12 protein-coding genes are annotated in these 18,219 nt (G+C 70.8%); 3 read left to right on the top strand and 9 right to left on the bottom strand.

The genetic code is table 11. The features are described from left to right. Window positions 1-164 precede the first annotated feature (164 nt). Entirely contained in the window at window positions 165-4,526 is a 4,362-nt protein-coding gene (locus tag AB0J06_RS14095) for a HAMP domain-containing protein (protein WP_357428293.1), read from the bottom strand. 196 nt (window positions 4,527-4,722) lie between these two features. Between AB0J06_RS14095 and AB0J06_RS14090 the strand changes: the two genes are divergently transcribed. Further along, the gene (locus tag AB0J06_RS14090; protein WP_357428291.1) at window positions 4,723-6,810 is read left to right on the top strand and encodes a SpoIIE family protein phosphatase; all 2,088 of its coding nucleotides are present in this window, start codon (window positions 4,723-4,725) and stop codon (window positions 6,808-6,810) included. A gap of 23 nt (window positions 6,811-6,833) precedes the next feature. Here AB0J06_RS14090 and AB0J06_RS14085 read toward each other — a convergent pair whose 3' ends face one another. Further along, complete coding sequence (locus AB0J06_RS14085; RefSeq protein ID WP_357428289.1) at window positions 6,834-8,132, bottom strand: FAD-binding oxidoreductase; 1,299 nt, start codon at window positions 8,130-8,132, stop codon at window positions 6,834-6,836. A gap of 209 nt (window positions 8,133-8,341) precedes the next feature. Between AB0J06_RS14085 and AB0J06_RS14080 the strand changes: the two genes are divergently transcribed. After that, a complete protein-coding gene (locus AB0J06_RS14080; RefSeq protein ID WP_357428287.1) occupies window positions 8,342-10,429 on the top strand; it encodes a S9 family peptidase in 2,088 nt (695 codons plus the stop codon). 110 nt (window positions 10,430-10,539) lie between these two features. Here AB0J06_RS14080 and AB0J06_RS14075 read toward each other — a convergent pair whose 3' ends face one another. After that, window positions 10,540-11,484, bottom strand: a complete 945-nt coding sequence (locus AB0J06_RS14075; protein WP_357428285.1) for a threonine/serine dehydratase — start codon at window positions 11,482-11,484, stop codon at window positions 10,540-10,542. Window positions 11,485-11,635: 151 nt separating this feature from the next. Between AB0J06_RS14075 and AB0J06_RS14070 the strand changes: the two genes are divergently transcribed. Next, window positions 11,636-12,481, top strand: a complete 846-nt coding sequence (locus AB0J06_RS14070) for a DUF4352 domain-containing protein (protein ID WP_357428283.1) — start codon at window positions 11,636-11,638, stop codon at window positions 12,479-12,481. 34 nt (window positions 12,482-12,515) lie between these two features. On the opposite strand, the gene AB0J06_RS14065 is transcribed toward AB0J06_RS14070, so the two are convergent. From AB0J06_RS14065 to AB0J06_RS14040, 6 genes are read right to left on the bottom strand one after another with little or no spacing between them, the layout of a single operon-like run. Beyond that, window positions 12,516-14,066, bottom strand: a complete 1,551-nt coding sequence (locus AB0J06_RS14065; RefSeq protein WP_357428281.1) for a fused response regulator/phosphatase — start codon at window positions 14,064-14,066, stop codon at window positions 12,516-12,518. Further along, the gene (locus tag AB0J06_RS14060) at window positions 14,063-15,418 is read right to left on the bottom strand and encodes a sensor histidine kinase (protein WP_357428279.1); all 1,356 of its coding nucleotides are present in this window, start codon (window positions 15,416-15,418) and stop codon (window positions 14,063-14,065) included. Before AB0J06_RS14060 ends, AB0J06_RS14065 begins: the two co-directional genes overlap by 4 nt. Beyond that, window positions 15,415-16,461, bottom strand: coding sequence for an ATP-binding SpoIIE family protein phosphatase (locus AB0J06_RS14055; RefSeq protein WP_357428277.1), 1,047 nt, complete (start codon window positions 16,459-16,461; stop codon window positions 15,415-15,417). Before AB0J06_RS14055 ends, AB0J06_RS14060 begins: the two co-directional genes overlap by 4 nt. Next, on the bottom strand, window positions 16,449-16,868 hold the full coding sequence (locus tag AB0J06_RS14050) for an ATP-binding protein (RefSeq protein ID WP_357428275.1): 420 nt from the start codon (window positions 16,866-16,868) through the stop codon (window positions 16,449-16,451). The genes AB0J06_RS14055 and AB0J06_RS14050 overlap by 13 nt, the downstream gene beginning before the upstream one ends. Beyond that, complete coding sequence (locus tag AB0J06_RS14045; protein ID WP_357428273.1) at window positions 16,865-17,275, bottom strand: STAS domain-containing protein; 411 nt, start codon at window positions 17,273-17,275, stop codon at window positions 16,865-16,867. Before AB0J06_RS14045 ends, AB0J06_RS14050 begins: the two co-directional genes overlap by 4 nt. Then, window positions 17,275-18,138, bottom strand: coding sequence for an STAS domain-containing protein (locus AB0J06_RS14040; RefSeq protein ID WP_357428271.1), 864 nt, complete (start codon window positions 18,136-18,138; stop codon window positions 17,275-17,277). The genes AB0J06_RS14045 and AB0J06_RS14040 overlap by 1 nt, the downstream gene beginning before the upstream one ends. Window positions 18,139-18,219: the final 81 nt, after the last annotated feature.

The raw sequence follows: 18,219 nt of genomic DNA, 5'->3' as shown, positions 1-18,219 counted from the left end.
GCGACTGCGGGGCTCCGCTCCGCTGCACTCCTCGCGCTCACGGTTCCAGCCTTTCGTTCGCGACTGCGGGGCTCCGCTCCGCTGCACTCCTCGCGCTCACGGTTCCAGCCTTTCGTTCGCGACTGCCCGCGCCTCGGCGGGTGGGCTCAGCAGCTCCACCGCGTTCACTCCCCCGCCTTCCGTTCCGTGCCGTTGACCCAGGTGGCCATCAGCGTGATCAGCTCATCCAGATCGACCGGCTTGGTGATGTAGTCGCTGGCACCGGCGGCGATAGCCGACTCCCGGTCACCGGGCATGGCCTTCGCGGTCAAGAAGACGATCGGCAGATCGGCGAAGCGGTGGTTGCGGCGGATCACCCGGGTGGTCTCGTATCCGTCCTGATCGGGCATCATGGCGTCCATCAGCACGATGTCCACCTCCGGATGCTCTGCGAGCAAGCGTACGCCGTCAACACCGTTGTCGGAGTAGAGCACCGTCATGCCGTGCAGCTCCAACGCGCTCGTCAGCGCGAACACGTTCCGCACGTCGTCATCGACGATCAGCACCGTAGCGCCATCGAGCTGACGGGTCGCCGGCGGCTCGGGGCGCTCGATCTGGACCGGCGCGCTCAGCACCGGTGGCAGCTCGACGCGGGACGGCGGCGCGGGCAGCGGCGGGGCGATGATGGTGTCGGGCGCGAGCTGGTCGGGGACGAAGAGCGTGAACGTCGATCCCTGACCGGGCGCCGACGAGACCGCGATGGTGCCGCCGATCAGGCGGGCCAGGTCACGGCTGATCGACAGGCCGAGGCCTGTGCCGCCGTACCGCCGGCTGGTCGTACCGTCAGCCTGCTGGAACGCCTCGAAGATCAACGACAGCTTGTCGTCCGGAATGCCGATGCCGGTGTCGATCACGGTAAACGCGATCACCTGCCGGGCGGTGGTGAGACCGGGCACGTCGAAGAACGTGCCTTCGGGCGCGGGCCCGATCCGCAACGTGACCGCGCCGTTGTCGGTGAACTTGACCGCGTTGGAGAGCAGGTTGCGCAGGATCTGCTGCAGGCGCTGCGCGTCGGTGACGAGCGCGGGCGGCAGGTCCTTGGCGATCCGCACCTGGAAGTCGAGCCCCTTCTCCTCGGCCTGCGGCGCGAAGGCCTGCTCCACGTACGCCCGGACCTGGTCGAACCGGACCTCCGTCGGTTCGACGTCCATCCGCCCCGCTTCGATCTTCGACAGGTCGAGGATGTCGTCGATCAGCGAGAGCAGGTCGGAGCCGGCGCTGTGGATCGTCCGCGCGAACTCGATCTGCTTGGCGCTGAGGTTGTGCTCGGGGTTGTCTGCCAGCAGCCGGGCGAGAAGGAGCAGCGAGTTCAGCGGTGTCCGCAGCTCGTGACTCATGTTGGCCAGGAATTCGGACTTGTAGGCCGACGCCCGCGATAGTTGCTGCGCCTTCTCCTCCAGGCCGATGCGGGCCATCTCGATCTCGCGGTTCTTCGTCTCGATGTTGCCCTTCTGCGCGGAGAGCAGCTGGGCCTTGTCCTCCAGTTCCGCGTTGGTGCGCTGCAATTCGGCCGACTGTTCCTGCAACTCGTGCGCGAGTCGCTGGGACTGCGAGAGCAGCTCCTCCGTGCGTCGGTTGGCCTGGATGGTGTTGACGGCGATGCCGATCGTGAGCACCAGCCGCTCCAGGAAGGCCAGGTGCAGCTCGGAGAAGGCCTCGACCGAGGCGAACTCGATGACCCCCAGCAGCTCGCCCTCGAAGAGGACCGGGAGGACCACGAGGTCCTTCGGCCGGGTGGCGAGGAGCCCGGAACGCAGGGTGAGCGAGCCGGTCGGTTCGGTGCCGACCCGGATGGTCCGGCGGGAGAGGGCGGCCTGGCCGACCAGCCCCTCACCCGGACCGAAGGCGACGTCGTGGTCGCGGGCCACGTAGCCGTACGCGGCGGTGAGTCGTAGCCGCAGGACCGCCTCGTCCGTGTCGGCCAGGAAGAACGCGCCGAGCTGGGCGTCGACGAGCGGGGTCACCTCGGTCATGATCATGCGGCAGACCTCGCCGAGGTCCCGCTGACCCTGCAACAGACCACCGATGCGGGCCAGGTTGGAGTCGAGCCAGCCCTGCTCGGCGTTCTTCTTGGTCGTCTCGCGGAGCGTGACGATCATCTGGTTGATGTTGTCCTTGAGCTCCGCGACCTCTCCCTGCACCTCGACGGCGATCCGCTGGGTGAGGTCGCCGCGGGTCACGGCGGTGGAGACCTGGGCGATGGCCCGGAGCTGCGTGGTGAGCGTCGACGCCAACTGGTTCACGTTTTCGGTCAGGTCACGCCACGTGCCGGAGACCCCCTTGACCTGGGCCTGACCGCCGAGCTTGCCCTCCGTGCCCACCTCACGGGCCACCCGCGTCACCTCGTCGGCGAACGACGAGAGCTGATCGACCATCGTGTTCACCGTCGACTTCAGCTCCAGGATCTCCCCCTGAGCGTCGACCGTGATCTTCTGACCCAGGTCGCCCTTCGCCACGGCCGTGGTGACCGAGGCGATGTTGCGGACCTGCGAGGTGAGGTTGGACGCCATCGAGTTCACGTTGTCGGTCAGGTCACGCCAGGTGCCGGAGACGCCCTGGACCTGGGCCTGACCGCCGAGCTTGCCCTCGGTGCCCACCTCACGGGCGACGCGGGTCACCTCGTCGGCGAACGAGGAGAGCTGATCGACCATCGTGTTCACCGTCGACTTCAGCTCCAGGATCTCTCCGCGCGCGTCGACCGTGATCTTCTGTGACAGGTCACCGCGGGCAACCGCCGTGGAGACCTGGGCGATGTTGCGGACCTGGGCGGTGAGGTTGGACGCCATCGAGTTGACGTTGTCGGTCAGGTCACGCCAGGTGCCGGCGACGCCGCGCACCTGGGCCTGACCGCCGAGCTTGCCCTCGGTGCCCACCTCGCGGGCGACCCGCGTCACCTCGTCGGCGAAGGACGACAGCTGATCCACCATCGTGTTCACCGTCGACTTCAGCTCCAGGATCTCCCCGCGCGCGTCGACCGTGATCTTCTGCGACAGGTCGCCCTTCGCCACCGCCGTGGTGACCGAGGCGATGTTGCGGACCTGCGAGGTGAGGTTGGACGCCATCGAGTTCACGTTGTCGGTCAGGTCACGCCAGGTGCCGGAGACCCCCTTGACCTGCGCCTGACCACCCAACTTGCCCTCGGTGCCCACCTCACGCGCGACCCGCGTCACCTCGTCGGCGAACGACGACAGCTGATCCACCATCGTGTTCACCGTCGACTTCAGCTCCAGGATCTCCCCGCGCGCATCGACCGTGATCTTCTGCGACAGGTCACCCTTCGCCACTGCGGTCGAGACCTGGGAGATGTTGCGCACCTGCGACGTGAGGTTGCCGGCGAGCTGGTTCACGTTTTCCGTCAGGTCACGCCAGGTGCCCGAGACGCCCCGCACCTGGGCCTGACCGCCGAGCTTGCCTTCGATTCCCACCTCGCGGGCCACCCGGGTCACCTCGTCGGCGAACGACGACAGCTGATCCACCATCGTGTTGACGGTGTCCTTGAGCTCCAGGATCTCGCCCTGCGCCGCCACCGTGATCTTCTGCGACAGGTCACCGCGAGCGACCGCGGTGGAGACCTGAGCGATGTTGCGAACCTGGGAGGTCAGGTTCGAGGCCATCGAGTTGACGTTGTCGGTCAGGTCCTTCCACGTGCCGGCCACGCCGGGCACCTCGGCCTGGCCCCCCAGCTTGCCCTCGGTGCCCACCTCGCGGGCCACCCGCGTCACCTCGTCGGCGAAGACCCGCAGCGTCTCGGTGAGCATATTTATCGTGTGGGCCAGCCCAGCGACCTCGCCCTTCGCCGAAACGGTGATCTTCTGCGACAGGTCACCGCGAGCGACCGCCGTGGCCACCTGCGAGATGGAGCGCACCTGGTAGGTCAGGTTGGACGCCATCGTGTTCACCGAGTCGGTGAGGTCCTTCCAGGTGCCGGCGACGCCCCGCACATCCGCCTGCCCGCCCAGCTCGCCCTCGGTGCCCACCTCACGCGCCACCCGCGTCACCTCGTCGGCGAACGACGACAGCTGGTCGACCATCGTGTTCACCGTGCGTCCGATGCGCAGGAACTCACCGCGCAGTGGCCGCCCGTCGATCTCCAGAGCCATATGTTGGGACAAATCGCCCTCTGCGACCGCCACAATGACGCGGGCGATCTCGGTCGTGGGGCGCCCCAGGTCGTCGATGAGGCCGTTGATCGCGCGCTGCCCTTCGGCCCACGCGCCGTCGTATCCCTCCTCGTCGAGGCGCTCGGTGAGCCGCCCGTCCCGACCGACCGTCCGGCTGATCCGCCGTAGATCGAGGTGCTGCCGCTCCTGGAGCGCGACCACCTCGTTGAAGGCGTCCGCGACCTCCCCGGCCGCGCCGGCCCGCCGTGGCAGCCGTACTTTCAGCTCGCCCCGGCGGACGCGCCGCAGCGCCTCAGCGAGTTCGCCCAGCAGCGCCGTCTCGTCGGAGACGGGCGCAGCGGCAGGCACGTGTTTCGCCGTGGTCATCTTTCCTCGCTCAGCTCGGGAAGGGGGCTACCCCATCATTGCCTCTTCTCCATGGCAGATGCGAGTGTCAGCGGTCGCCGACTGCGCGGTTACGCCCCTGTGCGACGCTTCGACCGGTCCTGCCCGGGCGTCACGGCCACCCGGCCCGGGGCGGTCGACGCGCCCAGGCTTGGAAGATCGCGCCGCACCGGGGAGGATGCAAGACGTGTCAGCGGAGGCCAGCCACGCGTTGACCGGAGGCTCAGACGAGCACGTCCGGCACGTACGCCTTCCCGCAGATCGGCGTACGCCGGCGACGGCGCGCGCCATCGTGCGCGACGTGCTCGCCGAGGCCGGCCTCGACGAACTGCTCAACGAGGCGCTCCTGCTGACCACCGAACTCTCGACCAACGCCGTGGTGCACGCGCGCACCGAACTGGACATCGAGGTCGTGGCGGACGCGAACGGACTCACCGTAACGGTGACCGATTTCGCCGCCGGGCCGATCGAGAACGTGACGGCACAGCCCAAAAATGATGAGGCCGACATCTCGGACGTGTCGGAGCGAGGGCGCGGACTACTGCTCGTCGATCACTTCGCCAGCCGCTGGGGCACCACGCACCAGCGGACCGGTAAGGGGGTGTGGTTCCGTCTCGACCGTAAGGCGGTCACCCCGCAGGACGCGGACGGGGACCGCCCCGCACGGGCACAGCTCCCGGACGAACTGGCGAAAGCCGCCTCCGGTCCGGTGCCGACCGCCGGCGCCCTCGCCGCCCTGATGCACGTCGCGCCGGAGCCGTACGCGGACGACCCGCTCGCCGACTTCGCCGCCGAACTGCTCACCCGGGTCGCCGAAATGGTCGGCGCCGCCGGGGGCGCGGTGCGGCTGGACCGCGGCGACAGCCACGGCCCCCAACTGCTCGCCCGGTACGGTCGGCAGCCCCGGGTGAGCGAGGATCTGCTGCGGGTGCCGCTGGCGGTCAACCGCCCCTACTCCGCGGAGCTCGAACTCGACGCGGCGCCGTCGGGCTACGCCGAGCCGCTCGCCATGCTCGTCGCGGAGCGGCTCTCCCTGCATGTCGAGAATGATCGGCTACGCCGGGCGGATCTGCGGCGGGGGAGCTGGCTGACCTTCCTCGCCGAGGCGAGCGAACTGCTCGCCCAGTCCCTCGACGTCGAGCTGACCATGGCGTTGATCCCGCAGCTCGTCGTACCCCGGCTCGGCCAGTGGTGCGCGGTGCACACCACCGACGAGTGGGGGAGGCTGCAGCTCGCCGCCGCGAGCCACGCCGACGAGGCGGTCCTGCCCGAACTGCACGCCGTGCTGAGGGAGTCGGGGGCGGAATCGGTCCTCGCCCGGCTCCGCGAGGCGTCCCGTGCCGGCTCGCAGGTGCCGCTCGGCGCGCCGATGGACGGCTTCGCCGTGCCACTCGTCGCCCGCGGGCAGCGGCTCGGCACCCTGGCGGTCGGCCGCCACCAGCGCCACCGGCACGATCCCGACGAGGTCTCCGTACTGGAGGACGTGGCGCGACGCGCGGCGCTCGCGATCGACAACGCGCGTATCCACGACGAGCGTCGCCGAGTCGCCCACACCCTGCAGCAGTCGCTCCTTCCGCCGGTGCTTCCGGTGGTCGAGGGGATCGGCTTCGCCGCGGAGTACGTGCCGACCGGTGACGCGGCGGAGGTGGGCGGCGACTTCTACGACGTCGTCCCGATGCCCGACGGCCGGTGGCTCGTGGTCGTCGGCGACGTATCCGGCAAAGGGGTCCAGGCGGCAGCCGTCACCGGCCTCGTGCGCGACGTCATCCGCATCCTCGTCGGCGACGGCAAACCGTTGCCCGAGGCGCTCGGTCGTCTCAACGACACGCTCGTCGAGCGGGGCGGTGGCCGCTACTGCACGCTCGCCCTCGCGGCCGTCAGTCGCCGGCTCGACGGCCGGCTCGACGTCGAACTGCACCTGGCCGGCCATGACCGGCCGGTCCTGGCCCGCGCCGACGGTCACACATCCTTCGTCGGCGCCGGCGGGACGGCACTCGGGCTGCTCGACTCGATCACGACTCCGTCGGTCACCGTGCCGCTCCGCGCCGGCGACGCGCTCATCTTCTACACCGACGGGGTGACCGAGCGGCGGCGGGGCCGCGAACTCTTCGGCACGGAACGGTTGCGTGACGCCGCCGCGCCGCTCGCCGGCTATCCGGCAGCGGTGGTCGCCGCGCGGCTGCGTACGACGACGCTCGGCTTCTCCGTCGAGCCTCCCCGCGACGACATCGCGATCCTCGTGCTGCGCAACGACTCAACCACCTGACACCACACCGCGCGCCGCGGCAGTCAGATGCCGCCCACGAACCGACCGGGTGCGAGCCGCCGCTGCGGGTCGAACCGCTCCTTGACGGTGCGCAGCACGGGCAGGCCGGGCAGCGCGCCCCACAGGTCGACGGCGTCGCGCACCGGTGCGGGCGCCGCCATCACGACACACGTGCCGCCACGGGCGAGCAGCACACCCCGCACGGCGGCGAGGATGGCGTCGATCCGCCCCGGCGGCAGCGTCCCGGGGAGCGCGGCGTGGATCACGCCGACGCCGACCGAGCCGCGGACCGGGACGGCGACGCCGGCGGCGTCGCGTAGCGCGTAGATGGCGGCGTGCACGTGCGGGATCGGAACCTCGATCCGCAGCGCGACGTCGTCCGGTCCGAACGGGTATCGGCGCCACCACGGCGGCGGGTCACCCTCGGCACGCGCGTCGCCGCCGGTCAGCGAGATCAGCTGCGCCGCCCGCTCGCGTACCTCGCTCGGCCCTCCCTCGACGAGCACGGTGAGGGTGCCGGCGCCCTGCGGTCCGGATGGTCCCTGCTGGCGCGGCACCGCGGCGGCCCGGGACACGGGGAGGTCGATTTCGACGGCGGACGGTCCGACCGGCCCGGCCAGAACGGCCTGCACCAGGTCGTGCGCCTCCAGTGGGGTCCACACCGAGCGGGACACCCAGAGTCGGCTGGCCGGGGCCGGCTGGACCCGCAGGGTGGCCGAGACCAGCACTCCGAGGGCGCCCTGCGAGCCGGACAACAACCGACGGGCCGCGCCGCCGTCCGCGGTCGAGGCGTCGGAGCGGATGAGGTGGCCGTCGGCGTCGACATAGGTGACCCCGAGCATCTGGTCGCCGGGGATTCCGTAACGGTGGCGCAGCGGACCGGCCTCGTCCGCGGCGACCACGCCGCCGATGGTCGCGCCGGCGGAGGGCGGGTCGAGCGGGAGCCGTCGCCCGTGGCGCGCGAGCACGGCCTGCACGGCCCGGATCGGGGTGCCCGCGCCGACCTCCGCGACCAACTCCCCGGGCGGCTGGTGCCACACCCCCGCCAACCGCCCGATGTCCACGACGATGTCCGCACGCGACGGCGAGGACCCCCAGTCGAACTTGGTGCCGGCCCCACGCGCGATCAGGGAAAGGTCATGCTCGGCGGCGACCCGGAGCACTTCGGTCAGTCCCATCGCCGTCGCCGGAGCCGCCACCCAGCGGGCCGGTGTCCCGGCGACGTCGTCGGCCGCGCCGGCGGAACGCGCGAAGCGGGCGCCGCAGATCGCGGCGAGCCGGCGGACGATGTCTCCGGCCGCCCAGCGCGTCGCCGTCACCATGGCCGCGCCCGCGCCACGTCTCGAGTCATCGCTCCCCCGTCAGCGCCGAAGATGTCGACTGCCACAACCTGCCCAGGTGGCGCGATGCCATGGGCGGTCTCGCGATCCTTATCAGATCCTGCGTCTACTGGCATCGTACAGATGTTCTAATGACGCGCAACACTCCGCATGCGACGAGCCGAACGGGACGGAACGGTAACGTGACCGGCGTGACGACCGAGACCCCCGCCGCCCCTCCCGTCGCCAAGCGGGTTCCCCGCGAACGCGCCCACCACGGCGACACGGTGTTCGATGAATACGCGTGGCTCGCCAGCAAGGACGACCCCGACACGCTGGCCTATCTGAAGGCGGAGAACGCCTACACCGACGCGGTGACAGCCGGTCTGGCGCCGCTGCGCGACACGCTCTTCGCCGAGACGAAGCGGCGCACGCAGGAGACCGATCTGTCGGTGCCGACCCGCAAGGGTGGCTACTGGTACTACACCCGCACAGTGGAGGGCCAGCAGTACGGCATCTACTGCCGGCGCGCGGTCCGCGATGGAGAGACGGCTCCCCCGCCCACCGCCGACGGCGCGCCGCTCGACGGGGAGGAGATCCTCCTCGACGGCAACGCCCTCGCCGACGGACACGACTTCTTCGCTCTCGGCACGTTCGACGTCAGCCCCGACGGCCGCTGGCTGGCCTACTCCACCGATTTCGCGGGCGACGAGCGCTTCGCGCTGCGGGTCAAGGACCTGCAGACCGGAGTGGTCCTCGCCGACGAGGTGCCGGACACCTTCTACGGCAGCGCATGGTCCGCCGACGGATCGACGCTGTTCTACCTCACGGTCGACGAGGCGTGGCGCCCCTACCGGGTGTGGCGGCACACGGTCGGCACGCCGGCCGCGGACGATGTGGTCGTCTACGAGGAGAGCGACGAGCGGTTCTGGGTCGGCGTCGAGCTGAGCCGGTCGGAGAAGTTCATCTTCATCGACGTACACAGCAAGATCACCAGCGAGGTGCGGGTCATTCCGGCGGGCAACCCCACCGGGGCGCCCGCCGTGATCACGGAGCGCCGGCAGGGCGTCGAATACTCCGTCGAGCACCACGGGCACCGCTTCCTGATCATGCACAACGACGGCGCGGAGGACTTCGCCCTCGCCTACACCTCCGCGGACAACCCGGGCGACTGGGTGCCCATGATCGAGCACTCCCCCGGCACCCGCCTGGAGGGCGTCGACGCGTTCGCGCACCACCTCGTGGTGTCGCTGCGCAAGGACGGGCTGACCGGGTTACGGGTGATCACGGTCGGCAGCACCGACCCGTACGACATCGAGTTCCCCGAGCCGATCTACAGCGTCGGGCTGGATGCCAACCCCGAATACGACACGACGACTGTCCGGCTGCGCTACAGCTCGCTCGTCACCCCCGACTCGGTCTACGACTACGACCTGTCGACCCGGGAGATGGTGCTGCGCAAACGGAAGCCGGTGCTCGGCGAGTTCGACCCCGCCGCCTACGAGCAGCACCGCGAGTGGGCCGTGGCCGACGACGGCACCCGGGTGCCGATCTCGCTCGTCTGCCGCCGGGGCACCCCGCGCGACGGATCCGCGCCCTGCGTCATCTACGGCTACGGCTCGTACGAGGCGAGCATGGACCCGTGGTTCTCGGTGTCCCGTCTCTCCCTGCTGGACCGCGGCGTGATCTTCGCGGTGGCGCACATCCGCGGCGGCGGCGAGATGGGCCGCCGGTGGTACGAGGACGGCAAGATGCTGGCGAAGAAGAACACCTTCACCGACTTCATCGCGTGCGCCCGCGAACTCGTCAAGGTGGGCTGGACGTCGACTGAGAAGTTGGTGGCCCGGGGCGGCTCGGCGGGAGGGCTGCTGATGGGCGCGGTCGCCAATCTCGCGCCGGACGCGTTCGCCGGGATCGTCGCGCAGGTCCCCTTCGTTGACGCGCTCAACACGATCCTCGACCCGTCGCTGCCGCTGACCGTGACGGAGTGGGAGGAGTGGGGCAACCCGCTCGCCGACCCCGAGGTCTACGCCTACATGAAGTCCTACACGCCGTACGAGAACGTGGCGGCCGTCGACTATCCGGCGATCCTCGCGGTGACCAGCATCAACGACACCCGCGTGCTCTACCACGAGCCGGCGAAATGGGTGGCGCGGCTACGGGCGGTCGCACCGGGCGGGCACTACCTGCTCAAGACCGAGATGGGTGCGGGCCACGGTGGTCCGAGCGGGCGTTACGACGCCTGGAAGGAAGAGGCGTTCATCAACGCCTGGACTCTCGACCGCGTCGGGGTCCGCTGATCGGACACCGTCGAGGGCTCCGCGCGCTGCTCCGGCATGCCGCGGGGCCCTCGGTCGTTTCCGCCGCACACCCGGTGGCGTCACGCTGGCGGGCGAGCACCGGCGCCACGTCAGGCCGTCACGGCGGCCGCGAGGACGGCGGGATCGACGTTTCCACCGGAGACCACCGCGACGGCGCGACCGCGCGGTAGCTCGTTGATCCGGAAGAGGCGTGCGGCCGTCGCGACCGCTCCGCTCGGTTCCACGACCAGGCGCGCGTCCCGTACGAGCCGGGCCATCGCCGCCGCGATCTCCGCTTCGGTGACGGTGACGATGTCGTCGAGGCGCTCCCGCAGGTGGGCGAAGGTCAACGGGGACAGGCTCGTGCGCAGCCCGTCGGCGCTCGTCCGGTACGTCCGTGCCTCGTCCCAGACCACCACCTCGCCGGCGGCGAGCGACTGGTGCGCGTCGGCCGCGTACTCGGGTTCCACGCCGATCACGGCGGCCTCCGGCGCCAACTCCCTGATCGCCGTCGCGACTCCGGATGCGAGCCCGCCGCCGCCGACCGGCACGAGCACCACGTCGAGGTCGGGCAGGTCCTCGATGATCTCCAGCCCGACGGTGCCCTGACCGGCGATGACGCGGGGATCGTCGAAGGGCGGGATCAGCGTCAGGCCGTTCTCGGCGGCGATGCGTCGGGCTTCGTGCAGCCGCTGCGGCGGGGGCACCAGGACCACCTCGGCGCCGAGGGCGCGGACCTGCTCAACCTTGACGGCAGGGGCTCCTTCGGGGATGACGACGGTGCAGGGCGCGCCGGCGATCCGCGCCGCGTACGCCAGGGCTTGTCCGTGGTTGCCGGATGAGTGGGTGATGACGCCGCGCTCGCGTTCGGCGGGCGGTAGCCCGGCGAGCGCATGGGTCGCGCCGCGCAGCTTGAACGAGCCGACCGGCTGCAGGCTCTCCGGTTTGATCAGCAGGTCGTCGTCCCAGAGGACGGGCATCAACGGCGTACGGACGACCCAGCCGGCGATGCTGGCCGCTGCGGCCCGGATGTCGTCGATCGTCACGAGATCCATCTCGCCATCCTTCCCGTTCTGCCAGCATTCGACGCGTCCGTGTGGCGGCCGGGCGCGCTGATCCGGCGTGGCCCCCGCGAGCGCGGTGCCCGGAATGCCGCGCTCCGGCCACCAGGAATGGAGCGAAAGCCTAGAATCGGGCAAAAGCTGCATGCGATTCGACGGAGCGGCGATGACGACGCCCGACCCGGCCGGCAGCGATCCCAACCGGCCCCGCGACGAACCTGGATCCGAGCCCACGCACCGGCCGCCCGACCCGGCCGCCGCGTCGCCGCCACCGGACTGGTCCACGCCGGAGACGCCGACCACCGCGCCGCGGATCGGCGGTGGCGGCAACGGAGCGCCACCCCCCTACTCGGACGCCGGACCACCGCCCTACTCCGGGCCGCTGCCGCCGTACTCCGGGGCACCCCCGCCCTATCCCGGGCCGCCCCCGCCGTACCCGGCAGCACCACCACCCCCGAACCGCAACAACCGGCTCGCTCTGATCCTCGGGATCATCGCCGCGGTGCTTTTCTGCTGCTGCACGGGGGGCGTGGTCAGCGCGCTCACCTGGGGGCGCCAGTTCTACGACGAGATGCGCACCCGCGATCAACGCACCGTGGGGCTCAATCAACCGGCCCGCGACGGGACCATGGAATTCCGGGTCCGGCAGGTCGAGTGCGGCATCGGCCGCATCGGCGACCCGTTCGTCAACCAGACCGCCACGGGGCAGTTCTGCCTCGTCGAGCTGACCGTCCGCAACATCGGCAGCCGGCCGGCCGGGTTCACCGATTCGCTGCAGAAGGCCTACGGGCCGGAGAACAGGCAGTTCCACGCGGACCCCGGGGCCGGCGTCCTCGCCAACGCCGACCAGCAGGTCTTCCTCGACGAACTCAATCCCGGCAACCAGGTGACCGGCCTCGTGGTCTACGACATCCCACCGGGCACCCGGATCGTCAAGCTCGAGCTGCACTCCTCCAGCCGCTCGAACGGCGTGGTCGTGAGGACCGGCTGAGCCGTCAGGTCGTGCGCCGCGGGGTTCGTTTCGGCTAAAGGCGGCGGACGGCGACGACGGCGATGTCGTCGTGGATCTCCGGGGCAGCCAGTTCGACCAACAGGCGTTCGCAGAACCGGTCCAGGTCGGCGTCGACCGTGGCAGCGCTGATGGCGAGCGCCCGCAGCCCCTCGTCGATGTCGGCGTCGCGCCGCTCGATCAGCCCGTCGGTGTACAGCACCAGGGTGCTCCCCGGCGACAGCATGAATTCCCCGTCGGCCGGGCGCTTCGCCCGTACGCCGAGCAGGGGCGCCCGCTGCTCCAGGAACTGCACCGTGCCGGGGCGCACCAGCAGCGGCGGCAGGTGGCCGGCGCTCGCCATCCGGAAGGCGCCGGTCGCCGGATCGAGCAGCAGCAGACAGATCGTCGCCAGTTCGCCGGGGAGCAGCGTGCGCAGCAGCACGTCCGCCCGCTCCAGCATCGCCCCCGGCGGGTGCCCCTCGACCGCGTACGCCCGCACCGCGTGCCGAAGCTCGGCCATCACCGTGGCCGCGTGCAGCGAGTGGCCGGCCACGTCGCCGATCGCCACCAGCAGTTGACCGTCGATCACCGCCAGCTCGTAGAAGTCGCCGCCCACCTCGCTCTGCGCGCTCGCCGGCTCGTAGCGGACCGCGAGGTCGAAACCGGGGATGTCGGGCAGGCGTCGCGGCAGCAGACTGCGCTGCAGGGTCACCGCGATGCGGTGCTCCTCGTCGTAGGAGCGCTGCGCCTCGACCGCGGCCGCGATCGCCTGCGCGAGCTGGATGAGCACCGTAGGGGCGGTCATCAGGGCGCTCGCCGGCACCGCGACGTAGAGCGGTGCGCGGTCGGCGCGGAGCCGGGCCGCCGCGACCGTCACCGTCTCCCCCTCCGGCCAGTCCACCAGCCCCCAGTCGGCGGGCACGTCGGTGCGCACCGTCGAACCGACCGGCACATCGCGGTCGTCGATCACCCAGGGACGCACCTCGGCGGGCGACCCGGGGCCGGCCGACACCCCGGCGACGCACTCACCGTCGAAGGTCTCCGCCACCACCGCCACCGGCGCCTCGAAGATCGCGGCCGCGCCGTCGGCCGCGGCCTTCAGCATCCGCGCGAAGGACGACGCCGAGTTGACCGCGAGAGTGGTCTCCGCCAGCTGCGCCAACCGCTTGGCGAGCAGCTCCGCCCGTCGGCGCGCCCGGTAGTAGCGCAGCACGGCCTGTGCCGTGGCGACGAGTTCCTCGGGCTCGATCGGCTCCGCCAGATAGGCGTCGGCGCCGCGGGTCAGGCCCTGAGCCCGGTCGACCACGTCGACGGCGTGCGCGGAGACGTGGATGACCGGCAGCGCGGCGTGCCGGGGATCGGACTTGATCCGCTCGCAGACCTCGAACCCGTTGATGTCCGGCAGCCGGACGTCGAGCACGACGAGATCGACCGGAACTTCGTCGACCCGGGTGAGCGCCTCGGCGCCGGTCTCCGCCTCGATAACGTCGTATCCGGCGCGGGAGAGCCAGTTGACGAGCAGGTAGCGCTTGGTCGCGCTGTCGTCGACCACGAGCACCGTGCCCGAGTGGCCGGTGTCGGTCACCGTTCGCCCCGCACGGGAAGGTCAACGATGAACGTCGTGCCCTGTCCCGGTTCACTGGTCATGGTCATCGAGCCACCGAGCAGGGTCACCAGCCGCCGCGCGTACGGGAGGCCGAGCCCGGTCCCGGTGCCGCGCGCCGACGCGCTACCGGGCACCTGGTAGAACTCCTCGAAGATCCGGTCGTGCAGCTCCGCCGGTATGCCGGTGCCGGTGTCGCTGACCGACAGCTGCCACCGCCCGCCTTCCAGCCGGGCACGCATCCTGACCTCACCGCGCTCGGTGAACTTGAGCCCGTTGTGCAGCAGGTTGCGCAGCACCCGGGAGAGCAGCACCTCGTCCGACCGGATCAACGCCGGACGCTCCGGTTCCTCGATCACCAGCTCCACGTCGGGGCTGGTGGCGAGGGCGCGCAGCGTGCCCCGCAGTTGACCGAAGACCAGCCGCAGATCCACCTCGTCCCAGTTCGGCTCGATCCGGCCCGATTCCGCCTTGGCGAGGTCGAGCAGATCGTTGACGAGTCCGAGCAGATCGGCGGCGGAGCCCCGGATCAGGTCGACCTGGCGTACCTGCTCGGTGGTGAGCGGATCCGAGGAGGAATCGGCGAGCAGCCGACCCAGCCCGATGATCGCGGTCACCGGAGCACGCAACTCGTGACTGACGTTGGCCAGGAACCGGCTCTTCGCCTCGCTGGCGGCCCGCAACTGGGCCGACTTCTCGTCGAGCTCCGCGTAGAGCGCCACGACCCCGCGGTTGGTCTCTTCAAGCTCCTCGGAGAGCTGCCCGTAGAGGGCGAGCACGCCGCGGTTGGTTTCCTGCAGCTCGGCGTTGAGTCGGGCCAGCTCGTCGCGCTGGCTCCGGACCTCGTCGAGCGCGGCGACCAACTGCTCGTTCTGCGTGGCCAGCTCGTCGAGTGGGCTGCCCGGGGCGATACCGGTCAACTCCGCGCGCAGCGCGTCGCGGTGCTCCGGGGTCAACCGCGCAGCGCTGGGTGGAAGGCGTCGAGACATCGTTACGACCGTAACCGCATCGGCCCTGGATACCACCAGGGTGTCCACCAGTCGCGCGACCGGCAGCGGATTTTCGCTGGCCAGTTCCCCTCGTGTGATCGGAGCGAGCGATCTCACATCGATCCGCAGGGTCGCCGCGCCGCCGCCGTCGACCGCGTGGAACGCGACCTGGGCGCCGGCACCGGCGGCGAGCATCTGCCGTCCGACCTCGCTCAGGGCGGTGGCGATCCTGATCTGATCCTGGTGCTCCAGCCCCAGCGCCGCGGCGACCTCGCGGCCCCGCTGGCGGACCACGAAGATGTCGTGCTCCTCGCGGATCGCCATGGTGAGCAGCGGCTCGATCACGCCAAACCGGCCGGCGCCCGGGCGACCAGCACGCAGGCATCGTCGCGGCGGACCCCCGCATCTCGCAGCAGCGTCGCGGCGATCACCTGCGGCGCGCGGCTCAACAACCCCGGATAATCCGCGGCACGCCACCGGTCGGTCACCCCGTCGGAGTGCATCACCAGCACGGCGCCCGGCCCGAGCGGGTATTCGTACTCCCGGACGGTGCGCCGCTGGCCGCCGGCGATCCCCGGCAGCGACACCAGACCGCGCCGTTTCTCCGCGTCGGTCACCACGCCGGCGATGTTGCCGAGGCCCGCGTAGCGCACCAGGCCGGCGGCGGGATCCAGTTCGGCGACGGCGAGCGCCGCGCCGCGGGTGTGGGTCAGCGAGCGGTGCAGGTGTTCGACCACCGCCGCCGGCGGTGCCGCCGCCGCCGTGTGGAAGGCCTGTACGGCGGCCGTGGTGGCGGCCGCCGCGAGCTGCCCGTGCCCGAGCCCGTCGCAGACGAGCACCTGGTGGCGCCCCCCGCTCACCCGGGCCGCGAACCCGTCCCCGCTCACCGTCTCACCGGTCAGCGGTCTCGCCAGGCCGGCAGCCCACGGGACTTCCGGCCCGCGGGTGGGCCACACCTGCACGACGAGGACGGTGCCGCGCGCCGGCACGGAGTGCGCGTCGTACCAGGTGGCCTTGCGCGCGATGGCGCCCAGCCCGATACCGAGCGTGCCGGCGGTGGTGTGCCCGTCCCGCGCCGATCTGGTCAGGTCCGCCATGCCGGGCCCCGAGTCGATCGCGATGATCTCGACACCGGCGTCGGGTCCGTGCCGTACCGGGCGCAGCAGCAGAACGCCCTCGTCGGCGTGCTTGACCAGGTTGCTGGCCAGCTCGGTGGCGACGATCGCCAGGTCCGCGGTGCGCGCCGCGTCCAGATCGAGTTGTCCGGCGAGGCGCTCGGCCGCTCGGCGTACGGCGTTGACGGCGCTCGGCTCCTCCACCCGGAACCAGGCGTCCTCGTCGGTGAGAGGTTCGGACAGGGACACGCAGCCTCCGCTCAACGGGACCATTTGGTCACCGTGACGCGCGTGCCCTTGCCAGCCGCGGTCTCGATGTCGAACTCGTCGACCAGGCGCCGGGCGCCGCTGAGGCCCAGGCCGAGCCCGCCGCCGGTCGTGTAGCCGTCGGTCAACGCCAGGTCGAGATCGGCGATGCCGGGGCCTTTGTCAGTGAACACGATCCGCACGCCACGTCGGCGTCCGTTCTCGACGATGGAGACGAGCACCTCGCCGCCGCCACCGTAGACCAGGGTGTTCCGGGCGAGTTCGCTTGCCGCCGTGACGAGCTTGGTCTGGTCGACCAGCGAGAGCTTGACGGCAACGGCCACGGTGCGGACCATCTGCCGGACGCGTACCACGTCCTGATCGCTGGCGATTGACTGCGCCTGCGGCGCGCCGACGTCGAGCCCCGCGGTCATGACGACGCCGTCACCTCGTCGTCCGCCTCGTCCGGCGGCAACAGCTCCTCCTCGTCACGGCTCCGGGCAAGCAACTCCATGCCCCGCTCCACGTTGAGTGCCGTGCTGATCCCCTGCAGCGAGAGTCCCAGCTCGACCAGGGTGATCGCGACCGCCGGCCGCATGCCGACGACCACGGTGTCCGCGTCGAGCACCTTGGAGATGGCGGCGATCGAGGAGAGCGTCCGGCCGACAAAGGAGTCGACGATGTCGAGCGCGGTGATGTCGATGATCACGCCGTGGCAGCCGGTCTCGACGATCCGCTCGGCGAGATCATCCTGCAGCTGCAGCGCGAGCTGGTCCTCCATGTCCACCTGGATGGAGACCAGCAGAATGTCCCCGATCTTCAGGACCGGCACCCGGTCCATCAGGCTCCCCGACGGGCGGCCCGGCGCGCCGTGTCGATGCCCTGCAGACGCAGCGCGTGCCGTAGCGCATCGGCCAGGCTCGACTTGGTCACGATGTCGCCGAACTCGATGCCGAGGGAGACGATCGTCTGCGCGATCTGCGGCCCGATGCCGGAGATGATGCAGTCGGCGCCCATCAGCCGGGCGGCCACGACCGTCTTGAGAATGTGCTGGGCGACCTGGGTGTCCACCGCCAGCACGCCGGTGATGTCGATGATCGCGTACGGCGAGCCGGTGTCGACCAGCGTCTGGAGCAGCCGCTCCATCACCACCTGGGCGCGCGCCGAGTCGAGCGTGCCGACCAGCGGCACGGCGACGATCCCGTCCCAGATCTTGACCACGGGCGTGGAGAGTTCGAGCAGTTGCTCCGCCTGATCGGTGATGACCTCCTCGCGCGCCTTGGTGTAGGCCTCGAAGGTGAAGAGCCCCATCTGGTCCACGACGGCGCTGAAGGTCAGGTAGTCGCGCAGCGCGGCGGGCTCGGAGTCGGATCCCTGTATGACCTCGAGTAGGGCGTCCTTGAGCGCGAAGACACTGATCGCGGTCTCGGTGGCGGTGAAGCCCTGCCGGGCCCGGCTGCGGGACAGCTCGTCGAGCACCGCCCGGAGCTCGACGGCGACCTCGCCGGAGAGTTCGAAGCCGTTCGCGGCGACGGCGGAGAGAAGGGCGCGGTGCAGTTCCTGGATCTGCCGCCCGAGTTCCGACGGAGTCAGTCGACCCCGTAGTGACGACGACGCGATCTCCGTCCATCGGCTGATGATCTGGTCCGAGTACTGCTCGAGTATGCTCGCCAGCCGCGCACTTTCGTCTGCGCTGAGCGCCACCACTGCCTCCTTCGGCGTTGTGCCGGTTCTTCCGTGATCACATGGGGGCGGACGCGGACTCTATCACCGCGGTCTGCTTCA

The sequence above is a fragment of the Micromonospora sp. NPDC049679 genome, assembly GCF_040659735.1.
Taxonomy (GTDB): Bacteria; Actinomycetota; Actinomycetes; order Mycobacteriales; family Micromonosporaceae; genus Micromonospora_I.
This window is presented reverse-complemented; position numbering and strand designations above follow the sequence as displayed.

Bases quoted from the DNA above. Each gene is read 5' to 3' on its own strand.
- AB0J06_RS14095 (WP_357428293.1), bottom strand. From the start codon at position 4,526: ATGACCACGGCGAAACACGTGCCTGCCGCTGCGCCCGTCTCCGACGAG.
- AB0J06_RS14090 (WP_357428291.1), top strand. From the start codon at position 4,723: ATGCAAGACGTGTCAGCGGAGGCCAGCCACGCGTTGACCGGAGGCTCA.
- AB0J06_RS14085 (WP_357428289.1), bottom strand. From the start codon at position 8,132: ATGGTGACGGCGACGCGCTGGGCGGCCGGAGACATCGTCCGCCGGCTC.
- AB0J06_RS14075 (WP_357428285.1), bottom strand. From the start codon at position 11,484: ATGGATCTCGTGACGATCGACGACATCCGGGCCGCAGCGGCCAGCATC.
- AB0J06_RS14070 (WP_357428283.1), top strand. From the start codon at position 11,636: ATGCGATTCGACGGAGCGGCGATGACGACGCCCGACCCGGCCGGCAGC.
- AB0J06_RS14055 (WP_357428277.1), bottom strand. From the start codon at position 16,461: ATGGTCCCGTTGAGCGGAGGCTGCGTGTCCCTGTCCGAACCTCTCACC.
- AB0J06_RS14050 (WP_357428275.1), bottom strand. From the start codon at position 16,868: ATGACCGCGGGGCTCGACGTCGGCGCGCCGCAGGCGCAGTCAATCGCC.
- AB0J06_RS14045 (WP_357428273.1), bottom strand. From the start codon at position 17,275: ATGGACCGGGTGCCGGTCCTGAAGATCGGGGACATTCTGCTGGTCTCC.